This window comes from Paragemmobacter ruber (assembly GCF_009908315.1).
Taxonomy (GTDB): domain Bacteria; phylum Pseudomonadota; class Alphaproteobacteria; order Rhodobacterales; family Rhodobacteraceae; genus Paragemmobacter; species Paragemmobacter ruber.
Genome location: NZ_JAAATW010000002.1, coordinates 357,319 through 374,089, shown reverse-complemented (window position 1 = coordinate 374,089; position 16,771 = coordinate 357,319). Strand labels below are relative to the sequence as shown.

20 protein-coding genes and 2 riboswitches are annotated in these 16,771 nt (G+C 70.5%); of the genes, 6 read left to right on the top strand and 14 right to left on the bottom strand.

Features of this window, described 5'->3' with window-relative positions; genetic code table 11:
* Positions 1 to 58: 58 nt before the first annotated feature.
* The 6 genes from GU920_RS10185 to GU920_RS10160 all read right to left on the bottom strand — a co-directional run bounded on the left by GU920_RS10185 (position 59) and on the right by GU920_RS10160 (position 5,259).
* Positions 59 to 331 carry an STAS domain-containing protein gene (locus tag GU920_RS10185; protein WP_161766912.1) on the bottom strand — a complete coding sequence of 91 codons (273 nt, stop codon included), beginning with the start codon at positions 329 to 331 and terminating at the stop codon, positions 59 to 61.
* Positions 332 to 523: 192 nt separating this feature from the next.
* Complete coding sequence (locus tag GU920_RS10180) at positions 524 to 2,032, bottom strand: FAD-dependent oxidoreductase (RefSeq protein WP_161766911.1); 1,509 nt, start codon at positions 2,030 to 2,032, stop codon at positions 524 to 526.
* 81 nt (positions 2,033 to 2,113) lie between these two features.
* Positions 2,114 to 3,130, bottom strand: a complete 1,017-nt coding sequence (locus GU920_RS10175; RefSeq protein ID WP_161767348.1) for a FecCD family ABC transporter permease — start codon at positions 3,128 to 3,130, stop codon at positions 2,114 to 2,116.
* A gap of 67 nt (positions 3,131 to 3,197) precedes the next feature.
* Complete coding sequence (locus GU920_RS10170; protein WP_161767347.1) at positions 3,198 to 4,106, bottom strand: ABC transporter substrate-binding protein; 909 nt, start codon at positions 4,104 to 4,106, stop codon at positions 3,198 to 3,200.
* 23 nt (positions 4,107 to 4,129) lie between these two features.
* The gene (locus GU920_RS10165; RefSeq protein WP_161766910.1) at positions 4,130 to 4,921 is read right to left on the bottom strand and encodes an ABC transporter ATP-binding protein; all 792 of its coding nucleotides are present in this window, start codon (positions 4,919 to 4,921) and stop codon (positions 4,130 to 4,132) included.
* On the bottom strand, positions 4,918 to 5,259 hold the full coding sequence (locus GU920_RS10160; RefSeq protein ID WP_161766909.1) for a hypothetical protein: 342 nt from the start codon (positions 5,257 to 5,259) through the stop codon (positions 4,918 to 4,920). The genes GU920_RS10165 and GU920_RS10160 overlap by 4 nt, the downstream gene beginning before the upstream one ends.
* Before the next feature lie 108 nt (positions 5,260 to 5,367).
* A riboswitch (cobalamin riboswitch) is annotated at positions 5,368 to 5,574 on the bottom strand.
* 109 nt (positions 5,575 to 5,683) lie between these two features.
* Positions 5,684 to 5,899, top strand: a riboswitch (cobalamin riboswitch).
* Between the two features lie 135 nt (positions 5,900 to 6,034).
* On the opposite strand from GU920_RS10160, the gene GU920_RS10155 reads away from it, so the two are divergent.
* The 5 genes from GU920_RS10155 to GU920_RS10135 are packed head-to-tail and all read left to right on the top strand — an operon-like array spanning position 6,035 to position 9,449.
* Positions 6,035 to 6,835 carry a DUF4198 domain-containing protein gene (locus GU920_RS10155; protein WP_161766908.1) on the top strand — a complete coding sequence of 267 codons (801 nt, stop codon included), beginning with the start codon at positions 6,035 to 6,037 and terminating at the stop codon, positions 6,833 to 6,835.
* Between the two features lies 1 nt (position 6,836).
* Entirely contained in the window at positions 6,837 to 7,448 is a 612-nt protein-coding gene (gene cbiM, locus GU920_RS10150) for a cobalt transporter CbiM (protein WP_161766907.1), read from the top strand.
* A complete protein-coding gene (locus GU920_RS10145; RefSeq protein WP_161766906.1) occupies positions 7,445 to 8,017 on the top strand; it encodes a carboxypeptidase-like regulatory domain-containing protein in 573 nt (190 codons plus the stop codon). Before cbiM ends, GU920_RS10145 begins: the two co-directional genes overlap by 4 nt.
* 3 nt (positions 8,018 to 8,020) lie before the next feature.
* Positions 8,021 to 8,812, top strand: a complete 792-nt coding sequence (cbiQ, locus tag GU920_RS10140; protein WP_161766905.1) for a cobalt ECF transporter T component CbiQ — start codon at positions 8,021 to 8,023, stop codon at positions 8,810 to 8,812.
* Positions 8,802 to 9,449 carry an energy-coupling factor ABC transporter ATP-binding protein gene (locus GU920_RS10135; protein WP_161767346.1) on the top strand — a complete coding sequence of 216 codons (648 nt, stop codon included), beginning with the start codon at positions 8,802 to 8,804 and terminating at the stop codon, positions 9,447 to 9,449. Before cbiQ ends, GU920_RS10135 begins: the two co-directional genes overlap by 11 nt.
* A 38-nt stretch (positions 9,450 to 9,487) precedes the next feature.
* On the opposite strand, the gene cobF is transcribed toward GU920_RS10135, so the two are convergent.
* The 6 genes from cobF to cbiE are packed head-to-tail and all read right to left on the bottom strand — an operon-like array spanning position 9,488 to position 14,584.
* Positions 9,488 to 10,231, bottom strand: a complete 744-nt coding sequence (gene cobF, locus GU920_RS10130; RefSeq protein ID WP_161767345.1) for a precorrin-6A synthase (deacetylating) — start codon at positions 10,229 to 10,231, stop codon at positions 9,488 to 9,490.
* The gene (gene cobA / locus GU920_RS10125) at positions 10,224 to 10,973 is read right to left on the bottom strand and encodes a uroporphyrinogen-III C-methyltransferase (protein WP_161766904.1); all 750 of its coding nucleotides are present in this window, start codon (positions 10,971 to 10,973) and stop codon (positions 10,224 to 10,226) included. The genes cobF and cobA overlap by 8 nt, the downstream gene beginning before the upstream one ends.
* A complete protein-coding gene (locus tag GU920_RS10120) occupies positions 10,970 to 12,295 on the bottom strand; it encodes a cobyrinate a,c-diamide synthase (protein ID WP_161766903.1) in 1,326 nt (441 codons plus the stop codon). The genes cobA and GU920_RS10120 overlap by 4 nt, the downstream gene beginning before the upstream one ends.
* Positions 12,292 to 13,068: a precorrin-4 C(11)-methyltransferase gene (cobM, locus tag GU920_RS10115; protein WP_161766902.1), complete on the bottom strand. Its 777-nt coding sequence runs from the start codon at positions 13,066 to 13,068 to the stop codon at positions 12,292 to 12,294. The genes GU920_RS10120 and cobM overlap by 4 nt, the downstream gene beginning before the upstream one ends.
* Positions 13,065 to 13,418, bottom strand: coding sequence for a cobalamin biosynthesis protein (locus tag GU920_RS10110; RefSeq protein WP_201744079.1), 354 nt, complete (start codon positions 13,416 to 13,418; stop codon positions 13,065 to 13,067). Before GU920_RS10110 ends, cobM begins: the two co-directional genes overlap by 4 nt.
* Positions 13,409 to 14,584, bottom strand: a complete 1,176-nt coding sequence (cbiE, locus tag GU920_RS10105; protein WP_161766900.1) for a precorrin-6y C5,15-methyltransferase (decarboxylating) subunit CbiE — start codon at positions 14,582 to 14,584, stop codon at positions 13,409 to 13,411. The genes GU920_RS10110 and cbiE overlap by 10 nt, the downstream gene beginning before the upstream one ends.
* Here cbiE and GU920_RS10100 point away from each other — a divergent pair.
* Positions 14,583 to 15,329 (top strand): cobalt-precorrin-6A reductase, encoded by a 747-nt coding sequence (locus GU920_RS10100; protein WP_161766899.1) that lies wholly within the window; start codon positions 14,583 to 14,585, stop codon positions 15,327 to 15,329. The two genes, cbiE and GU920_RS10100, sit on opposite strands and share 2 nt — an antisense overlap.
* Here GU920_RS10100 and cobJ read toward each other — a convergent pair.
* A complete protein-coding gene (gene cobJ, locus GU920_RS10095) occupies positions 15,305 to 16,042 on the bottom strand; it encodes a precorrin-3B C(17)-methyltransferase (protein ID WP_161766898.1) in 738 nt (245 codons plus the stop codon). The two genes, GU920_RS10100 and cobJ, sit on opposite strands and share 25 nt — an antisense overlap.
* Positions 16,039 to 16,770, bottom strand: a complete 732-nt coding sequence (gene cobI / locus GU920_RS10090) for a precorrin-2 C(20)-methyltransferase (protein ID WP_328799254.1) — start codon at positions 16,768 to 16,770, stop codon at positions 16,039 to 16,041. The genes cobJ and cobI overlap by 4 nt, the downstream gene beginning before the upstream one ends.
* Position 16,771: the final 1 nt, after the last annotated feature.

The window sequence follows — 16,771 nt, the reverse complement described above, 5'->3', positions numbered from 1 at the left end:
GGCGATGTCGCCCCCTTGGGCCGCACCCCACGGGGCGCGGGTTCACAGGCAGGCGCGGTCAGCCCGCCAGCGCGCCATCCAGCGCGAGCCGCCCCAGGAGCCGCGCAAGGGGGCCGTCCTGCGGCACCGCGATCTCCAGCCGCCGCCCCGCCGCCGCCGCCGTCCGCCGGGCCGACAGCAGAACCTGAACCACCGCCATGTCGGCCGATGTCAGGTCCGCCGTCCCGATCCGCAGATCGCCCGCCTCCAGCGCGCCGAGCAGCGCCGTGCGCAGCCCTTCGGCATCGCCGGCGCGCAGATCGCCCTGCAAGTCATGTTGTGCAATTGTCATGCCGATCCCCTGCTCCTGCCCCGGCTCCGACTCGCGCGGCGCTCTTGGCGCGCGCGCGGCCTGTCCGGGCTCTCGAAGGGTGAAACGGCCACCGCGCGGGGGACTGTTAGCCCCCCATCCAAAAGTCAGGCCCCCTTGGCCGAAAGGGTGCGTGGCCCGCACGGGCGCAGGAAAGCCGGTGGACGGCCCGCATCAACCCGGAAGGTCTTCCCCCAGATGCGCCCCGAGATGCGCCCCCAGCCGCAGGGCCAGCGCCGCCACCGTCAGGGACGGGTTCACCGCGGCCGAGGTCGGCAGGACAGAGGCATCCGCGATATAAAGATTGTCCAGATCATGCGCCTTCAGGTTCACATCCACCACCGACCGCGCCGGATCCTCGCCCATCCGCGCCGTGCCGCATTGATGGCTGGGCTTAGATTTCGGAAAACCCTTGGCCAGAACGATGGGCCAGCCCGCCCGCCGCATCGCACCCTTCAGCCGCCGCACCAGCAACTCGTGCGCGGCCACATTCGTCCGGCGCCAGTCCAGCACGATCTGCCCGTCCCGCCACATCACCCGGCTGTCGGGATCGGGCAGATCCTCGGACATGGCCATGATGTGGATCGAATGTTCCGCCAGCCAATGCGCCAGCGGCAGGGGCAGCCCGCTTTCCCCCGCAAGGATCGGCCCCGTCACCCGGCCCAGCATCTGCACATTTCCCAAGGGCGTGCCGCCCGGCCCGCCCGTCAGATACCAGTCGTTGAACTGGATGGTCTTCTCATAAACCGTGCGGTTGCGCCGGAACGGGTTGACCGCGATCATCGCCGTCAGGTTGTGGTTCATGAAGTTGCGGCCCACCTGCCCCGACCCGTTCGCCAGCCCCGCCGGATGCGCCGCATTGGCCGAGGCCAGCAGAAGCCCCGCCGTCATCACCGCCCCCGCGCAGAGGCAGACCCGGCCCGCCCGCAGCGTGGCGGGGCGGCCCTGCGGCCCCTCCACCTCCACCCCCGTGACGCGCCGCCCCTCGGCCAGCAGCCGCACCACCCGCGTCCCCGTCATCAGCGTGACATTGGGATGGCGCAGCGCCTCGGCCAGCGCGCAGCTTTCGGCATCCGACTTGGCCCCCGTGCTGTCGGGAAAGGCGTCCCATGTGGTGGGCGCGCGCCGCAGCCATGCCTCCAGATCCACCCCCAAGGGCAGCGATGACGGATGCAGCCCCTGCGCCGCGAAGGCCCGCCGCAGGGCGGCGATGTCGGGCTCGTCCGGCACGGGCGGAAAGGGATAGGGGCGTGATCGCGGCGGCTCGGTCGGATCGCCTGCCGCATCGCCCCGCACACGGTAAAGATGCTCTGCCGCCGCATAGAAGGGCTCCAGCACCTCATAGGAAATGGGCCAGCCCGGCGTCACCCCGCCCATGTGCCGCAGCGGGCGGAAATCCTCGGCCCGGTAGCGCAACAGGACCGCGCCGTAGAATTTGGTGTTTCCCCCGACAAAGGCATAGTTGCCGGGATTGAAGGGCCGCCCTTCGGCATCCAGCCACGTCTCCTTGGGCCGGAAATGCCCGCGCCGGAAGATCGCGGTGGCGTCCCGCGCCTCGGGACTGTCGGGCAGGCGCTCCCCCCGCTCCACGATCAGCACGCGGCGCCCGGTGGGTGCCAGCGCGGCGGCCAGCGTCGCCCCGCCCATGCCCGACCCGATGATCAGATCGTCCCAATCGCCCATATCCGCCTCATGACCCTGCTGCCCGCCCGGCCCTGCAACGGAAATCGGAACGCCCGCCTAAGGTCAACACCCGGGCTGCCGTCACATCGCCTTGCGCCACAAAAGCCAGATGAAGAACACGCCCCCCACCACCCCGGTGACGATCCCGATGGGCATGTCCTCGGGCGACATGATGGTGCGCGCCACTATATCGGCGCAAAGCAGGAACACCGCCCCCAGCATCGCGCTGGCGGGCAGCACGCGCCGGTGATCGCCCCCCACGATCATCCGCGCGATATGCGGCACCATCAGCCCGACAAAGCCGATGATCCCGGAAAACGCCACCATCACCCCGGTGATCAGCGCCGCCGCCACGAACACGCCCCGCCGGAACCGCGCGACATTCAGCCCCAGCGTCGCCGCCGTCTCATCCCCCACCGTCATCGCGTTCAGATCGCCCGCCCGCACAAGCAGCCACCCCGCCACCGGCAAGAGCACCATCAGCGGCCAGATCAGGTGCGACCATTGCGCAAGGCCCAATCCCCCCAGCATCCAGAACACCACCACATGGGTCGCGCGCGGATCGCCCAGAAAGATCAGCAGGTTGGCCAGCGCCATCACGACAAAGGACACCGCCACCCCGGCCAGCACCATGCGATCCGACGTGGTCGCCCGTGCGGCCTGCGTCACCCCCAGCACCAGCGCCGTCGCGGCCAGTGCCCCGGCAAAGGCCAGCACAGGCACGGTCAGCAGACCCAGAAAAAGCCCCGTATGCAGCAGCGCCAGAATCGCGCCAAAGGCCGCCCCGGACGAAATCCCCAGAAGCTGCGGATCGGCCAGCGGGTTCCGCGTGACGGCCTGCAGCGCCGCCCCCGTGACCGCCAGCCCCGCCCCCACCAGCGTGGCCAGCACCGCCCGCGGCAGGCGCAGATCCCACACGATCGCGGCATGTCCAGGCGGCCAGTCCGCCGCCACCATCCCCGGCAGCGCGGCTTGGGCCAGCACCCCCCAGACCGTGCCCATGGGGATGTGGACCGCGCCCAGACTCACCGCCAGCGTGAAGGACAGAACCAGAACCGCCACCCCCACCAGCAGCACAAGCGCCAGCCGCCGCTGCATCGCAGGGCGCCCAGGGCGCGCGGGGGCGGGGGCCTCGGGCGGGGTGCCGGTCCTATCGGTCATGACGTCATTCGGCCCGCAGCGCCTCGGCCACCTTGCGGACGGCCCCGATGTTGCGCGGCCCCGGCGTCGCCTCGACATAGTCCAGCACGACGAAACGGTCGTTCTGCACCGCCGGGATATTGGCAAAGGCCGGATTGCCCTTCAGGAAGGCGATCTTCTGATCGGCGGTCACATCGCCATAGTTGACGATCATGATCACCTCGGGATTGCGCTCGATCACCGGCTCCCAGCCGATCTCGGCCCAGCTTTTCTCCATGTCGTCCATGATGTTCACACCGCCCGCCGCCTCGATGATCGCGGTGGGCATCGCATAGCGCCCGGCGGTGAAGACCGCATCCTCGCCGGAATCGTAGACGAACACGCGCGGCGGCGCGGCCAGCGGCGACAGCCCGGCAATGGTGTCGGCCAATTCCGCGCGATACCCCGCCACCAACGCCTCTGCCCGGTCCTCCACCCCGAAGATGCGGCCCAGGTTCAGCAGGTCACTATACATGTCCTCCATGCTGATCTTGGCCTTGGGCATGATGTGGATGCAGCTTTCGGTCAGTTCATAGACCCGGATGCCGAAAGGCTCCAGCGTCTCGGGCGTGACCTCGCCCCCCACCTTCATGCCGTAATTCCAGCCGGCGAAGAAGAAATCCGTCCCCGCCCCGATCAGCACCTCGCGCGATGGGTATAGCGCCGAAAGCTCCGGCAGTTCGGCCACGCCCGCGCGCAGACCTTCGTCCAGCGTCTTCCAGCCCGACACGCCGGTGTAACCCACCATGCTGCCCGACAGATCCAGCGCCAGCATCATCTCCACCAGATTGACGTCATTGGCGACAGCCGCCTTGGGCGCGGCGTCAAAGGTCACCGCGCGATTGCAGCTTTGCACGGTGACGGGATAGGCCAGTGCGGGCAGCGGGGCCAGCATCAGCAGGGCGGCAAGGGCGCGTTTCACGAAGACGTCTCCTGTGGGTTCAGATGAAAGGTCAGATGGTCCCGCCCCGAAGGCGCCAGCCGTTCGGGCCGGACTGTCACACCGAAGACGGGGCCCAGCGTCGCCGGGTCCAGCACCGCCGCAGTGGCCCCCTGCGCGCGGACCGCGCCATCCTGCAACAGCAGGATGCTGTCGCAGACGGCAGAGGCGAGGTTCAGGTCATGCAGGCTCAGAACGATGGTCAGCCGCAGATCGCGCAACAGCGCCAGCAGTTCCAGCTGGTGGCGGATGTCCAGATGGTTGGTCGGCTCGTCCAGCACCAGAAGCTCCGGCTCCTGCGCCAGCGCGCGGGCGACCATCGCCCGCTGCCGCTCGCCGCCAGACATTGTGCCGAAAGGGCGATCGGCCAGCGCAGCAAGGTCCAGCCGCGCCAGCGCGCGGGACACCACCGCCGCATCCTGCGCCCCATCCCGCCCAAAGCCCCGGCGATGCGGCGCGCGGCCCAGATCCACGATCTCGCGCACCGTCAGCGCGAAATCGCTGGGCTGTTCCTGCAGCACGGCGGCAATCTTGCAGGCGGCCTCACGCGGGCCCATCGCCCACAGATCGCGCCCATCCAGATGTACGCTGCCCCAGCGCGGCTGCAGAAAGCGGTAGATCAGCCGCAGCAGCGTGGACTTGCCCGCGCCGTTCGGCCCCACCACGCCAAGGATCTGCCCGCGCGCCAGCGCGACCGTCACATCGCGCAGCACGGGCGGCCCCCGGCGCGGCCCCCATCCCGCGGCGCGCAATTCCAGATGCGGCGTCATTGCAGCCCCGCCCCCAGCGCCTGCATCCGCGCCAGCGGCCAAGGCCCGCCCGGCAGGGATGCCCCCGTCTCGCCCGGCCAGATCACGCCCTCGTCCGGCGGCACCTCCGCGCCACCGAACAACAGGCAGGCCTCCGGAGTTGCCCGCCACGACAGCACGCAGGGCGCGGCGCAGCCCGCCACCGGCATCCGGCCCGACAGGGCGAAATCCGGCCCGACCGCCGGCCCCGCCACCTCGACCGACCGCGCCACCGCCTGCAGCAGCCGCAGCCCGATGCTACAGGCCGCCCCCGTATGGCGGCAGGTCGCGCAATGGGTAAAGCTCTGGGCATAACGCATGGAACGGTCGCCTCCACCGCAGGGGCGGGGCAACCGGCAAGGCACAGCATTGGCGCGGCAAGGGCCGATCCGTCATCCTGTCACTCCCTCCGGGACACCCCGCCCGGGTTGGTTGATGTCACGATGGCAGGTCTCCTGACTCGCGGGTCACGGCCCCCCTGCGCCTTCCCGGGGCGGATGCCCCAGTGGCCGTTGCAGGACGGCTCGCCGCTTACAGTTGCGGGGGCAGTCACGGACTTGGCCGCAGGGGCCGCACCATGTTCCCTTTTCAGCCGGGGCCTTGCGCTCCCGGACACCATCGCCTGCCACAAGCCCCAAAGCCACGCCCCCTGTCAACCCCCAACGCATCGCCCGCTAGGGCGCGGCCGGCGAAAGGCAAGACCGCCGATCCACGATGGCGATTGACAGCCTCGGCGCGTTGTGGGCTAGTCGTTGTGTCATCGGTCCCCTGCCCGTCAGCATGGCAGGCAAGGGGTGCAAGAGGGAATACGGTGCGGCCCCATCCCGGGCCTATGCCGTGGCTGCCCCCGCAACTGTAAGCGGCGAGCGATGCCGGAAATGCCACTGGGCCAACCGCCCGGGAAGGCCGGCAAAGCGAAGACCCGCGAGCCAGGAGACCTGCCGGTGACGGATGTCGGGGGTCCCCCCCGCATCCCATTCAAACCGGACGCCGGGGTGTGCGTCTGGCTCGCTGCGGTCCCTCGGGCCGTGGCGTGCCTCATCCCGAACGTCCTTTCGCAAGGCCGCACACTGCGGCACAGAAAGGATAAAACCGATGTCTCTCCGTTCTCAGCTGCTGGCGGCCGCCTGTGCCGCCGTCTGCGCCGCCGCTCCGCTGCCCGCCGCCGCGCATTTCCAGCTTGTCTTCGTCGAAGACCCGCTTGTCGAAGCCGCGGGTGACCTGCCGCTCCGCCTTGTCTTCTGGCACCCGTTCGAGAATGGGCAGGTCATGGCCATGGGCCAGCCGCAGGCCTTCTACGCCATCAGCCGCGGCAAAAGGATCGACCTGATGGATCGCCTCGCGCCCATCACCTTCACCGGCGCGGAAAATGCCGCTGCCGCCTATGAGGCGAGCCTGCCCATCACCCGCCCGGGGGATTACGTCCTCGTTGTGGAACCCGCGCCCTATCTGGAAGAGGCCGAGGATGTCTTCATCCAGCAACTCACCAAGGTCTATGTGAACCACGCGCAGCTGCCGACCGACTGGATGGAACCCCAAGGCCTTGCCACCGAAATCCTGCCGCTGAACAAGCCCTACAACATCCTTGCCGGGTCCACCTTCACCGGGCAGGTCCTGTCAGACGGCGCCCCCGTCGCGGGGGTGGAGATCGAGATCGAATACATGGCCGCTGAACCCGACCTTGCCACCAACACGGCCAAGCCGCCCACGGCAGGCCCCATGCGGGGCGGATCGGTCGTCGCGATCAGCGATGCCAACGGCTATTTCACCTTCGGCATCCCCAAGGCCGGATGGTGGGGCTTCGCCGCGCTCGGCTCCGGCCCGGTAAAAGAGCATCAGGGCAAGGAACTTAGCCAGGATGCGGTGATCTGGGTCCGCGCCTGGGACGTGCAGTGACATGCACATCGTCGATGGCGCCCTGTCCAATCCCGTCGTGATCGCCGGGGCGGTGGCCGCAGCCGGGGGCATCGCCCTCGGCCTGCGGTCGCTGACGATGGAAAAGATCCCCGTCGCCGGTGTCCTGTCGGCCACCTTCTTCGTCGCATCGCTGATCCATGTGCCGATCGGCCCCTCTTCGGTGCACCTGATCCTGAACGGGCTGGCCGGGCTCATCCTCGGCTGGGCGGCCTTTCCCGCCCTGTTCGTGGGGTTGGTGCTGCAGGCGGTGTTCTTCGGCTTTGGCGGCGTCACGGTGCTGGGCATCAACACCTTCAACATCGCCATGCCCGCCGTGCTGGCCGGGCTGATCTGCGGCCCGCTCCTGCGGCGGGGCGGCGCGCGCGCCGCGCTCTGGGGCGGGATCGGCGGCGCGCTGGCCATCGCGCTGACCACGCTTTTCGTCGCGGTCTCGCTCGCGCTCAGCGGCACGCAATTCGGCGTCGCCGCGCAGCTTGTCTTTGTCGCGCATCTGCCCGTGATGCTGGTCGAAGGTCTGCTGACCGCCGCCGCCGTCTCCCTCGCCCTCAAAGTCAGGCCTGACCTGTTTACCGCATTGGAGCCCACACCATGATCCGCGCGCGCGCCCTTGCGCTGGCCCTGCTTCTCATGCCCGCCCTCGCCCTGCCCGCCGCCGCGCATAAGGTGATCGCCGCCGTCTATCTCGGCGCCAACACGATCGAGGGCGAGATCGGCTTCTCCGATGGCGACATGGCGGCGGGCGTTCCGGTCACGGTGACCGATCCTGCCGGGCGCGTCCTTGGTGAAACCGTCACCGATGCGGAAGGCCTGTTCTCCTTCACCCCCATCGATCCCGTCACCCATGTCTTCCGCGCCGATCTGGGCGCGGGCCATGTCGCGCAAGTCACCCTGCCGGCCGAGGAAGTGGCGCGCCTTCTGGGCAAGGCCGCGGTGACGGTGCCCGCCGCCGCCGCCCCGCAAGGCGACGCCGCTGCCCCTGCTGCCGACACGGCGGCCATCGCGGCCCTGCTGCGCGACGAATTGCGCCCGCTGCGGCAGGACATCGCCGCCTACAAGGAAAAGAACGATCTGCAGACGATCCTCGGCGGGATCGGCTACATCTTCGGCCTGTTCGGCATCGGCTTCTACATCGCCGCGCGCCGCCGCATGGCAAAGGGCTGATCCTTGGGCCACCTACTGCTCGAACCCGATCACCACGGCGCGGACACCGGCACGCCCGCGCCGATCCGCCGCCTCGATCCGCGTGCGCGCCTCCTTGCGGCGCTGGCCTTTGCCATCACCACCGTGGCGCTGCAGACGCTGCCCGCACTGGCCCTTGCGCTCGCCTTCGCGCTGGCGCTCCTGGCGCTGTCCGGCCTGCCTGCCCGCATCACCCTGCGCCGCATGGCGATGATGGATGGCTTCATCCTGTTCATGCTGCTCCTTCTGCCTGTCACCACACCGGGCACGCCGCTGGCGACCCTGCCCTTCGGGGTGGTCGCCACAGTCGAAGGCCTGAGGCTGGCGGTAGAGATCGGCCTCACCGCCAATGCCGTGATCCTTGCGCTCATGGTGCTGGTGGGCACGATGGACCCGGTCACCCTTGGCCACGCCCTGGCCCGGCTCAAGACGCCCCTGCTGCTGGTGCACCTTCTGCTCTTCACCGTCCGCTATGTCGACGTGCTGCGCGCCGAATACCTGCGCGCGCGGCAGGCCATGCGCGCCCGCGCCTTCCGCCCGGGATCGAACCGCCACACCTGGCGCAGCCTCGGCCATCTGGTGGGGATGCTGCTGGTGCGCGCGCTGGAACGGTCCGAGCGCATCCTTCAGGCGATGAAATGCCGTGGCTTCACCGGGCAGTTCCCGCTTATGGATCGGCTGGCCTTCACGCCGCGCGACCGGGTCTTTGCCGTCGCCTGCGCGGCAGGCCTTGGCGCGCTCGGGATTGTCGAGGTGACGGTGGCCCATCTTGCTTGAACTGACCGACATCCATTTCGGCTATCCCGGCCATGCCCCCGTCCTGCGCGGGGCATCGCTGCGCGTAGGCGCGGGCGAACGCATCGCGCTGGTGGGCGCGAACGGTTCGGGCAAATCCACCCTGTTGCGCATCGCGCTTGGCCTGATCCGGCCTGCAAGCGGCACGGTGCAGGCCTTCGGCCAGCCCCGCCGCAGCGAACGCGACTTTCACGAGGTGCGCCGCCGCGTCGGCCTCGTCTTTCAGGACCCCGATGATCAGCTCTTTTGCCCGACCGTGGCCGAAGACATCGCCTTCGGCCCGCTCAACCTCGGCAAATCGCGGGCCGAGGCGTTGCAGATGGTCGATGACGTGCTGGACTGTCTCGCCCTGTCGCACCTGCGCGACCGCGTCACCCATCACCTGTCAGGCGGCGAAAAACGGCTGGTCACGCTGGCCACCGTGCTGGTGATGCGGCCCGAGGTGCTGCTTCTCGATGAACCGACCAACGCGCTCGATCCGGCCAACGCGGCCCGCCTGCGCGATATCCTCTGCGCCTTGCCGCAGGCCATCGTGCTGGTCAGCCACGATCCCGAATTCCGCGCCGCCCTCGCCCCCCGGACGCTGCACCTGCGCGACGGGCAGGTGCAGCCCGACTGACCGTCGGGAAACACCCCCCGCCTGCCTGCCTGCCGACCTCAGCCCTCGCGCCGCAAGATATAGATATCCATGATCCAGCCATGCCGCGCCCGCGCCGCCGCCCGCGTGGCGAGGATGCGCGGCGCAGCCTCGGCCACGGGGCCGTGGTCGATCAACTCGCCCTCCATCCCCAGATAGGCCCCCCACCAGATGGTCAGCCCCTCAGGCGGCAGGCTCTGGAAACTGCACGACCCGTCCAGCATCACCACGCAAGTATCGCAGCCCGGCGGAAAGCCGTGATCGCGCAACTGCCGCCCCGTCGTCACCATGAAAGGCGCGCCGATCCGGTTCAGGGGTATCGCATGGGCCGCCGCCAGCGCCTGAATGGCCGTGATCCCCGGGATCACGCGCACCGTCGGCACAGGGTCCAGCCGCGTGGCGATCCGCAGCGTGGAATCGTACAGCGACGGATCCCCCCAGACGAGCAGCGCCACCACCTCCGCCCCGGGCCGATCCGCCGCCACCGCCCAGGCCTGCGCGATGGCATCGTGCCAGTCATCCACGCCAGCGCGGTAATCGGGATTGGCGGCATCGCGCACCGGCAGAACGAAATCCACGACTTGCGTCGCCGGATTGGTCAGCACCGACGACAGGATCTGATGCCGCAACTCGGCCAGATCCGCCTTGTCCGGCCCCTTGCGCGGCACAAGGATCAGATCGGCCCCATTGATCGCCCGCACCGCCTGCGCTGTCAGGTGATCGGGGTTGCCCGTGCCGATCCCGATCAGGATCAGCTCACGCATCGTCATTCCCCTCGGCCAAGGGACCATAAAGGATCAGCGCAGGCGCCCCGCCGCCTGCCTGCGCCCCCTTTAGCCGCGCCGCCAGCGCCCCCACCGTGCCGCGCCACAGCCGCTGCTCCGGTGTCGCCACGCCTTCGGCCAGAAGCGCGGGCGTCTCGGGCGGCAGGCCCGCCGCCACCAGATGCCCGGCCAGCGTGTGAAAGGTCCGCCGCCCCATGAACACCACGGTCGTCGCCTCCGGGTCCGCCAGCGCGGCAAGGTTCAGCCCCTCGGGCAGCCCCCCGGCCATGTCGGCCCCGGTCACGAATTGCACCCGCCGCGCCGACAGCCGCCGCGTCAACGGGATGCCCGCCGCCGCCGCCGCCGCACAGGGGGATGGCACGCCGGGGATGATCTCGAAGGGGATACCCGCGGCACGGAGCGCGGTGATCTCTTCCTCCAGCCGCCCGAACAGCCCCGAATCCCCGGATTTCAGCCGCACCACCCGCGCCCCGGTCTGGGCATATTCCACCAGCAGGCGGCTCACATGGTCCTGCTTGGGCGATTCCCGCCCCGCCCGCTTGCCCACGCCCACCAGATCGGCCTCGGCCCGCGCATGGGCAAGGATCGGCCCCGACGACAGATCATCGAACAGGATCGCATCCGCCCGCGCCAGCCGGTCCACCGCCTTGACCGTCAGCAATTCCGGATCGCCCGGCCCGGACGACACGAAGGATACGAAACCGGTAGCAGCGCCACTCATGCGGGGTCCTCAGCGATCAGGTGAAAGAAGGTGCCGGTGACAGACCCCCGGCGCGACCCAGTCTCTGCCACCGCGTCGCCCTCGGCATCGGTCACCTCGGCCAAGGGGGGATCGGGCTGGTCGAGGATGGTGGAATAGTGGAACTCATGCCCCCGCGCCCGCGCGCCAACGGCAAGCCCCGGCATCGGCGCCACCAGCCGCGCCAGCCGATAGCCCAGATGCAGGCGGCGCTTTTCATAGCTGGTGACAAGGCCCAGCAGCCCCGCCATCGGATGCGACACGCCGCCCGCGTCGATCAGCGCCTGCCCCAGCACCATGTAGCCGCCACATTCGCCATGCACGGGCCGCGTCGCCGCATGGGCGCGCAGGCCCGCCATGAAGCGCGCCGCCGCCGCGATGCGCCCGGCATGCAGTTCGGGATACCCCCCCGGCAGCCACACCAGATCGGCCCCCGCATCGGGCGCCTCATCGGCAAGGGGCGAGAACGGGATCACCTCTGCCCCCGCCGCGCGCCAGCCCGCCAGAAGATGCGGGTAGGTGAAGGAAAACGCTGCATCCTGCGCCAGCGCGATGCGCTGCGCAGGCGGGCGCGGCAGGCCTCCCTCCGGAACATCGGCCCCCGGCAGACCGCCACCCACGGCCAGCGCCTTCAGCGCCCCCAGATCGACATGCGCCCGCAGAAACGCCGCATAGGCCCCGATCGCCGCCTCCAGATCGGGATGCTCGGCCGCCTGCACAAGGCCCAGATGCCGCTCGGGCAGCTTCAGATCGCCCCGCCGGGGCAAGGCGCCCAGCACCCGCAGCCCCGCCGCCTCCATCCCCAGCCGGATCAGCCGTTCATGCCGCGCGCTCGCCACCCGGTTCAGGATCACGCCTGCAAAAGGCAGCGCCGGGTCCATCCGCGCAAAGCCCAGCGCCGTCGCCGCCGCCGATTGCGCCTGCCCCCCCACATCCAGCACCAGAACCACCGGCCATCCCATGCGCCGCGCAAGTTCCGCGCTGCTGCCATGGCCCGCCGCCCCGGCAAAGGCCACCCCGTCGAACAGGCCCATCGACCCCTCGGCCAGCACCAGATCGGCCCCCGCCGCCTCGCCCGCCAGCCGCGCGATCAGCCCCGGCCCCATCGCCCAGCTGTCCAGATTGAACGACGCCCGCCCCGAGGCCGCGCGGTGAAAGGCCGGGTCTATGTAATCCGGCCCGCTCTTGAACGGTTGCACCGCCAGCCCGTCCTCGCACAGCGCGCGCAAGAGGCCCAGCATGACCGTGGTCTTGCCGGTGCCCGATGCGGGGGCCGAAATCAGAAGGCCGGGCGGCAGCGTCATTCGGGAAACCGGGGCGCCGTGCCGACAGGCCGGTAGCGGCGGTCATAGTCGCCCGCATAAAGACGGCTTTCCTCGAAGGCCTCCGCCCCGATCGACGGGCCGACAAGGATCAGCGCAGTCCGCTCCATCTCGGCCCCGATGGCGGCGGGCAGGGTGCCCAGCGTCGCGCGCACCACCCGCTCGTCGGGCCAGCTTGCGCGCCAGACCACCGCCACCGGGCAATCCGCGCCATAATGCGGGATCAGGTCCGCCAGCACCTTGTCCAGCACATGGACCGACAGATGGATCGCCAACACCGCCCCCGTGCGGGCAAAATTCGTCAGGCTTTCCGCCTCGGGCATCGCGCTCGCCCGGCCCGAGGTGCGCGTCAGCACCACCGATTGCACCAGCCCCGGCAGCGTCAGTTCCGCCCCCAGCGTCGCGGCAGCGGCGGCAAAGGACGGCACGCCCGGCGTCACGTCATAGGGGATGCCCAGCGCCCGCAGACGCCGCAACTGTTCCCCCATCGCCGACCAGACCGACAGATCCCCCGAATGAAGCCGTGCCACGTCATGGCCTGCGGCATGGGCGGCGGCGATCTCGTCCATGATCTGGTCAAGGCTCAGGGGCGCGGTGTTCACGATCCGCGCGCCCGGCGGGCAATGCGCCAGCACCCCCTCGGGCACCAGCGACCCGGCATAGAGGCAGACGGGGCTCGCCGCGATCAGATCGCGCCCGCGCAGGGTGATCAGGTCCGGCGCGCCGGGGCCTGCGCCGATGAAATGTACGGTCATTGCGTTGCGTCCTCCTCGGGTCCTGGCCCTTCTGCCACGGCCCATGTCACCGCGCCATGGCTTTGGCGCGGGGTGATGATGCGGCCCCGGCTGGCGACCAGCGCCACCGCCTCGGCCATCGAACCGCAGCCGAACCGCGCCAGAATCCGCGCCGATTGCGTGGGTGTCGCGATCCCGGCCACCGCGCCCTCGGGGATGGCGCGGCAGGGCAAGGCCACATCCCGCAGCGCCGGATGCCCCGCCCGCAGGGCGGGGATGGCCAGCAGATCCGCCCGCCCCGCCGCCGCCAGCGCGGCGGCCACCTCGGCCCCCGTCGCCGCCGATGTCAGGCCCATCCCGATCACGCGCATGCGGGCCTGCTCCATTGCACCACGGGCCGCAGCGGCTGCCAGCCCTGCATCCGGCCCAAGGGCGCCGCCTGCGCGATGTCGATCCGCATCAGCGCCCCGCCATGGTCGGCCTGCAACTCCAACAAAAGCGCCTCTGTCTCCAGCGTCACGGCATTGACCACCAGCCGCGCCTGCCCGGGCAGCGCCGCAAACAGCGCCCGGTCAAACCCACCGCCCACGAAGATCGCATCCGGGCGCGGCAGGCGCGGCAGCACCTCGGGCGTCTCGCCCTCATGCAGCGCAATGCGGTGGCCAAGGCCGAACCCGTCGATATTGGCGCGGATGTTCGCCGCCCGGTCGGCCCGCCGCTCCACCGCCTCGGCCCGCCCGCCCGCCAGCGCCCATTCGATGGAAATCGACCCCGACCCCGCCCCCAGATCCCACAGCACCTCGCCCATGCGCGGGGCCAGCGCGGCCAGCGTCAGCGCGCGGATCGGCGCCTTGGTGATCTGCCCATCCGTGGCGAAACGGCCATCGGCCAGCCCCGCGCTCCGGGGCAGGCCCATCCCGCCCGCCGCCCGGATCGCCACCGCGACCGGTGCCGTCACATCGCCCGCGGTCCACGCCGCCGCGCGGCCCTCGCGCACCCGTTCGCGCGCGCCGCCCAGCGCCTCCATCACCCAGATTCGGCTCTCGCCCCAGCCCTGCGTCACCAGCCAGCCCGCCACCTCGGCCACCGCCGCCCCATCGCGCAGCGTGCAGATCGCCTGCCACCCGTCATGGATCAGCGGCACCATGCGGTTCAGCGGCGCAGCATGCAGGCCAAGGCAGGCCGTCTCCTCCAGCCGCCAGCCCAGCCGCGCGGCGGCCAGCGAAAACACCCCCGCCTGCGGCAGACAGCGCCATTCCCCCGGCGCCAGCACGGCGGCCAGACTGCCCCCCGCCCCGAACCAGAACGGATCGCCCGAGGCCAGCACCACCACCCGCCGCCCCCGCAGCGCCAGCACCGGCCCAAGGTCAAAGGGCACCGGCCACGCCTGCCCGCGCGCCCCCGCCCCCACCAGCGCCAGATGCCGCGGCCCGCCAAAGATCACCTCTGCCGCCGCCAGCGCATCGCGGCTTGCCTCCGGCAGCCCCGACAGGCCATCTTCCCCCAGACCGATGATGACAAGCCAAGGATCAGACATGCCGCGCATCCTTCTCTTGGGCGGAACGCAGGACGCGGCCGAAATGGCCGCCGCCCTTGCCACCGCTGGGCTGGAGGCCGTCTATTCGCTGGCAGGCCGCACCGCCGCGCCCACCCGCCCGGACCTGCCCACGCGGATCGGCGGCTTTGGCGGCGTGGCGGGGCTGGCCCAATGGCTGGCAGCTAACCGCATCACCCATGTGATCGACGCCACCCACCCCTTCGCCGCACAGATGAGCCGCAACGCCATCGCCGCCTGCGCCGCGGCAGGCCTGCCGCTTGTGGCGCTGCAGCGCCCCGAATGGCAGCCCGAACCGGGCGACCGCTGGACGCGCCTGCCCGACATCGCCGCCGCCGTCGCCCATCTGCCCGATGCGCCCGCGCGCGTCTTCCTCGCCATCGGACGGCAGACCCTTGCCCCCTTCGCCGCGCGGCCCGAACACCACTACCTCCTGCGCCTCGTCGATCCGCCCGAAGCGCCCCTGCCCCTGCCGCAGGCCGAGGTGGTGGTGGATCGCGGCCCCTTCACCGTGGCGGGCGACACCGCGCTCCTGCGCCGCTTCCGCGCCGATCTGATCGTCGCCAAGAATGCCGGGGGCCGGGGCGCCAGCGCCAAGATCGCCGCGGCGCGCGCGCTCGGCCTGCCGATCCTGATGATCGACCGCCCCGCCCTGCCGGACAGGGCCACCGTCACCACCCCGGCCGAGGCGATCCACTGGCTTCATGCCACCGACCGGGGCGTGTAGACCCAGGTCCCCACCCGCCGCGTCTGGCTGTTGCCGACGATCACCACCGTCCGCATGTCGGCCATCTCGGGCGTGGCCTCGCCCAGCGTGACCGTGGCAATCCGCTGCTCGGGCGTCGAGACCGCGCGTGCAAAGGTGATCAGCCGGTCCCGCCCGCAGACCTCGGTCAGGATCGCCAGCGCGCGGGCAAAGCCTTCGGGCCGCGACTTCGACCGCGGGTTGTAGAAGGCCATCGCCAGATCGGCCTCGGCCGCCAGCCGCAGCCGCCGCTCGATCAGGGCCTGCGGTTTCAGGTTGTCGCTCAAATTGATGCAGCAGAAATCATGCCCCAGGGGGGCGCCCGCCGCCGCCGCCGCCGCAAGCATCGCCGTGATGCCCGGCAGGATGCGGATGTCCAGCCCCGCCGCCAGATCGGGCCGCGTCTCCAGCGCCTCGAACAGGGCCGAGGCCATGGCAAACACCCCCGGGTCGCCCGAAGACACGATCACCACCCGCCCCCCCGCCGCCGCAAGATCCAGCGCGTGATGGGCGCGGTCCAGTTCCTCGCGGTTGTCCGACGGATGCAGCGTCAACCCCGCCCGCGGCGCCACGCGGGCAACGTAAGGGATATAGCCCAGCACATCGCTGGCCCCCGCCAGCGCCGCCGTCACCTCGGGCGTCACCATCCCCGCGTCCCCGGGGCCAAGCCCGGCAACCACCAGCCAGCCGGTCATTCCGGCACCTCCGGGCGCCGCCCATGCCCATGCACCAGCACGATGGCGAAATAGGGACAATCCCCATCCGCCACATCAGCCAGCCGCGCCACCCGCTGCCCCGGCATGGTGCCACGTTCCACCAGCCACGCCTCATCCAGCCGCCCGGCGGCCGCAAGCGCGCGGCGCACGCGCGGCAGGTTCCGCCCCGTCTTCATGATCACCAGCGCATCCGATGCCCGCGCATGGCGCAGCAGATCCTCTTCGGGCAGCGTGGCCATCAGCACCGTCAGCACATCATCGCCCCATGTGATCGGCTGGCCCGTCCCGTTCCAGCATCCCACCATGCCGGGGATACCGGGGATCACCTCCACCTCCGCCCGCCCCTGCAACCGGGTGTAGAGGTGCATGAACGATCCGTAGAAGAAGGGATCGCCCTCGCACAGCACCACCACATCCTCGCGCTGCGCAAGATCGGCCAGCCGTGCGGCCCAGTCATCATAGAACGCCGCCAGCAGATCGTTGTATTCCGGGCTGTCGAAGGGCAGTTCGGTGGTCACCGGATATTCCATCGCCAGTTCCACCGCATCCGCCCGCAACATGCCCTGCACGATGCTGCGCGCCTGCCCCGCCCGCCCCGCCTTGCGGAAAAAGGCCACATGCCGCGCCGCCCGGATCACCCGGTCCGACCGGACGCTGATCAGATCGGGGTCACCGGGGCCGAGGCCCGCACAGACGATCTTGCCCACG

Bases quoted from the DNA above. Each gene is read 5' to 3' on its own strand.
- cbiM (WP_161766907.1), top strand. From the start codon at position 6,837: ATGCACATCGTCGATGGCGCCCTGTCCAATCCCGTCGTGATCGCCGGG.
- GU920_RS10165 (WP_161766910.1), bottom strand. From the start codon at position 4,921: ATGACGCCGCATCTGGAATTGCGCGCCGCGGGATGGGGGCCGCGCCGG.
- cbiE (WP_161766900.1), bottom strand. From the start codon at position 14,584: ATGTCTGATCCTTGGCTTGTCATCATCGGTCTGGGGGAAGATGGCCTG.
- GU920_RS10145 (WP_161766906.1), top strand. From the start codon at position 7,445: ATGATCCGCGCGCGCGCCCTTGCGCTGGCCCTGCTTCTCATGCCCGCC.
- cobA (WP_161766904.1), bottom strand. From the start codon at position 10,973: ATGAGTGGCGCTGCTACCGGTTTCGTATCCTTCGTGTCGTCCGGGCCG.
- GU920_RS10175 (WP_161767348.1), bottom strand. From the start codon at position 3,130: ATGCAGCGGCGGCTGGCGCTTGTGCTGCTGGTGGGGGTGGCGGTTCTG.
- cobM (WP_161766902.1), bottom strand. From the start codon at position 13,068: ATGACCGTACATTTCATCGGCGCAGGCCCCGGCGCGCCGGACCTGATC.
- GU920_RS10185 (WP_161766912.1), bottom strand. From the start codon at position 331: ATGACAATTGCACAACATGACTTGCAGGGCGATCTGCGCGCCGGCGAT.
- GU920_RS10110 (WP_201744079.1), bottom strand. From the start codon at position 13,418: ATGCGCGTGATCGGGATGGGCCTGACATCGGCGGCGACGGGGGCCGAG.
- GU920_RS10180 (WP_161766911.1), bottom strand. From the start codon at position 2,032: ATGGGCGATTGGGACGATCTGATCATCGGGTCGGGCATGGGCGGGGCG.
- GU920_RS10120 (WP_161766903.1), bottom strand. From the start codon at position 12,295: ATGACGCTGCCGCCCGGCCTTCTGATTTCGGCCCCCGCATCGGGCACC.
- GU920_RS10155 (WP_161766908.1), top strand. From the start codon at position 6,035: ATGTCTCTCCGTTCTCAGCTGCTGGCGGCCGCCTGTGCCGCCGTCTGC.
- cobJ (WP_161766898.1), bottom strand. From the start codon at position 16,042: ATGACCGGCTGGCTGGTGGTTGCCGGGCTTGGCCCCGGGGACGCGGGG.
- GU920_RS10100 (WP_161766899.1), top strand. From the start codon at position 14,583: ATGCCGCGCATCCTTCTCTTGGGCGGAACGCAGGACGCGGCCGAAATG.
- GU920_RS10170 (WP_161767347.1), bottom strand. From the start codon at position 4,106: ATGCTGGCCCCGCTGCCCGCACTGGCCTATCCCGTCACCGTGCAAAGC.
- GU920_RS10160 (WP_161766909.1), bottom strand. From the start codon at position 5,259: ATGCGTTATGCCCAGAGCTTTACCCATTGCGCGACCTGCCGCCATACG.
- cobF (WP_161767345.1), bottom strand. From the start codon at position 10,231: ATGCGTGAGCTGATCCTGATCGGGATCGGCACGGGCAACCCCGATCAC.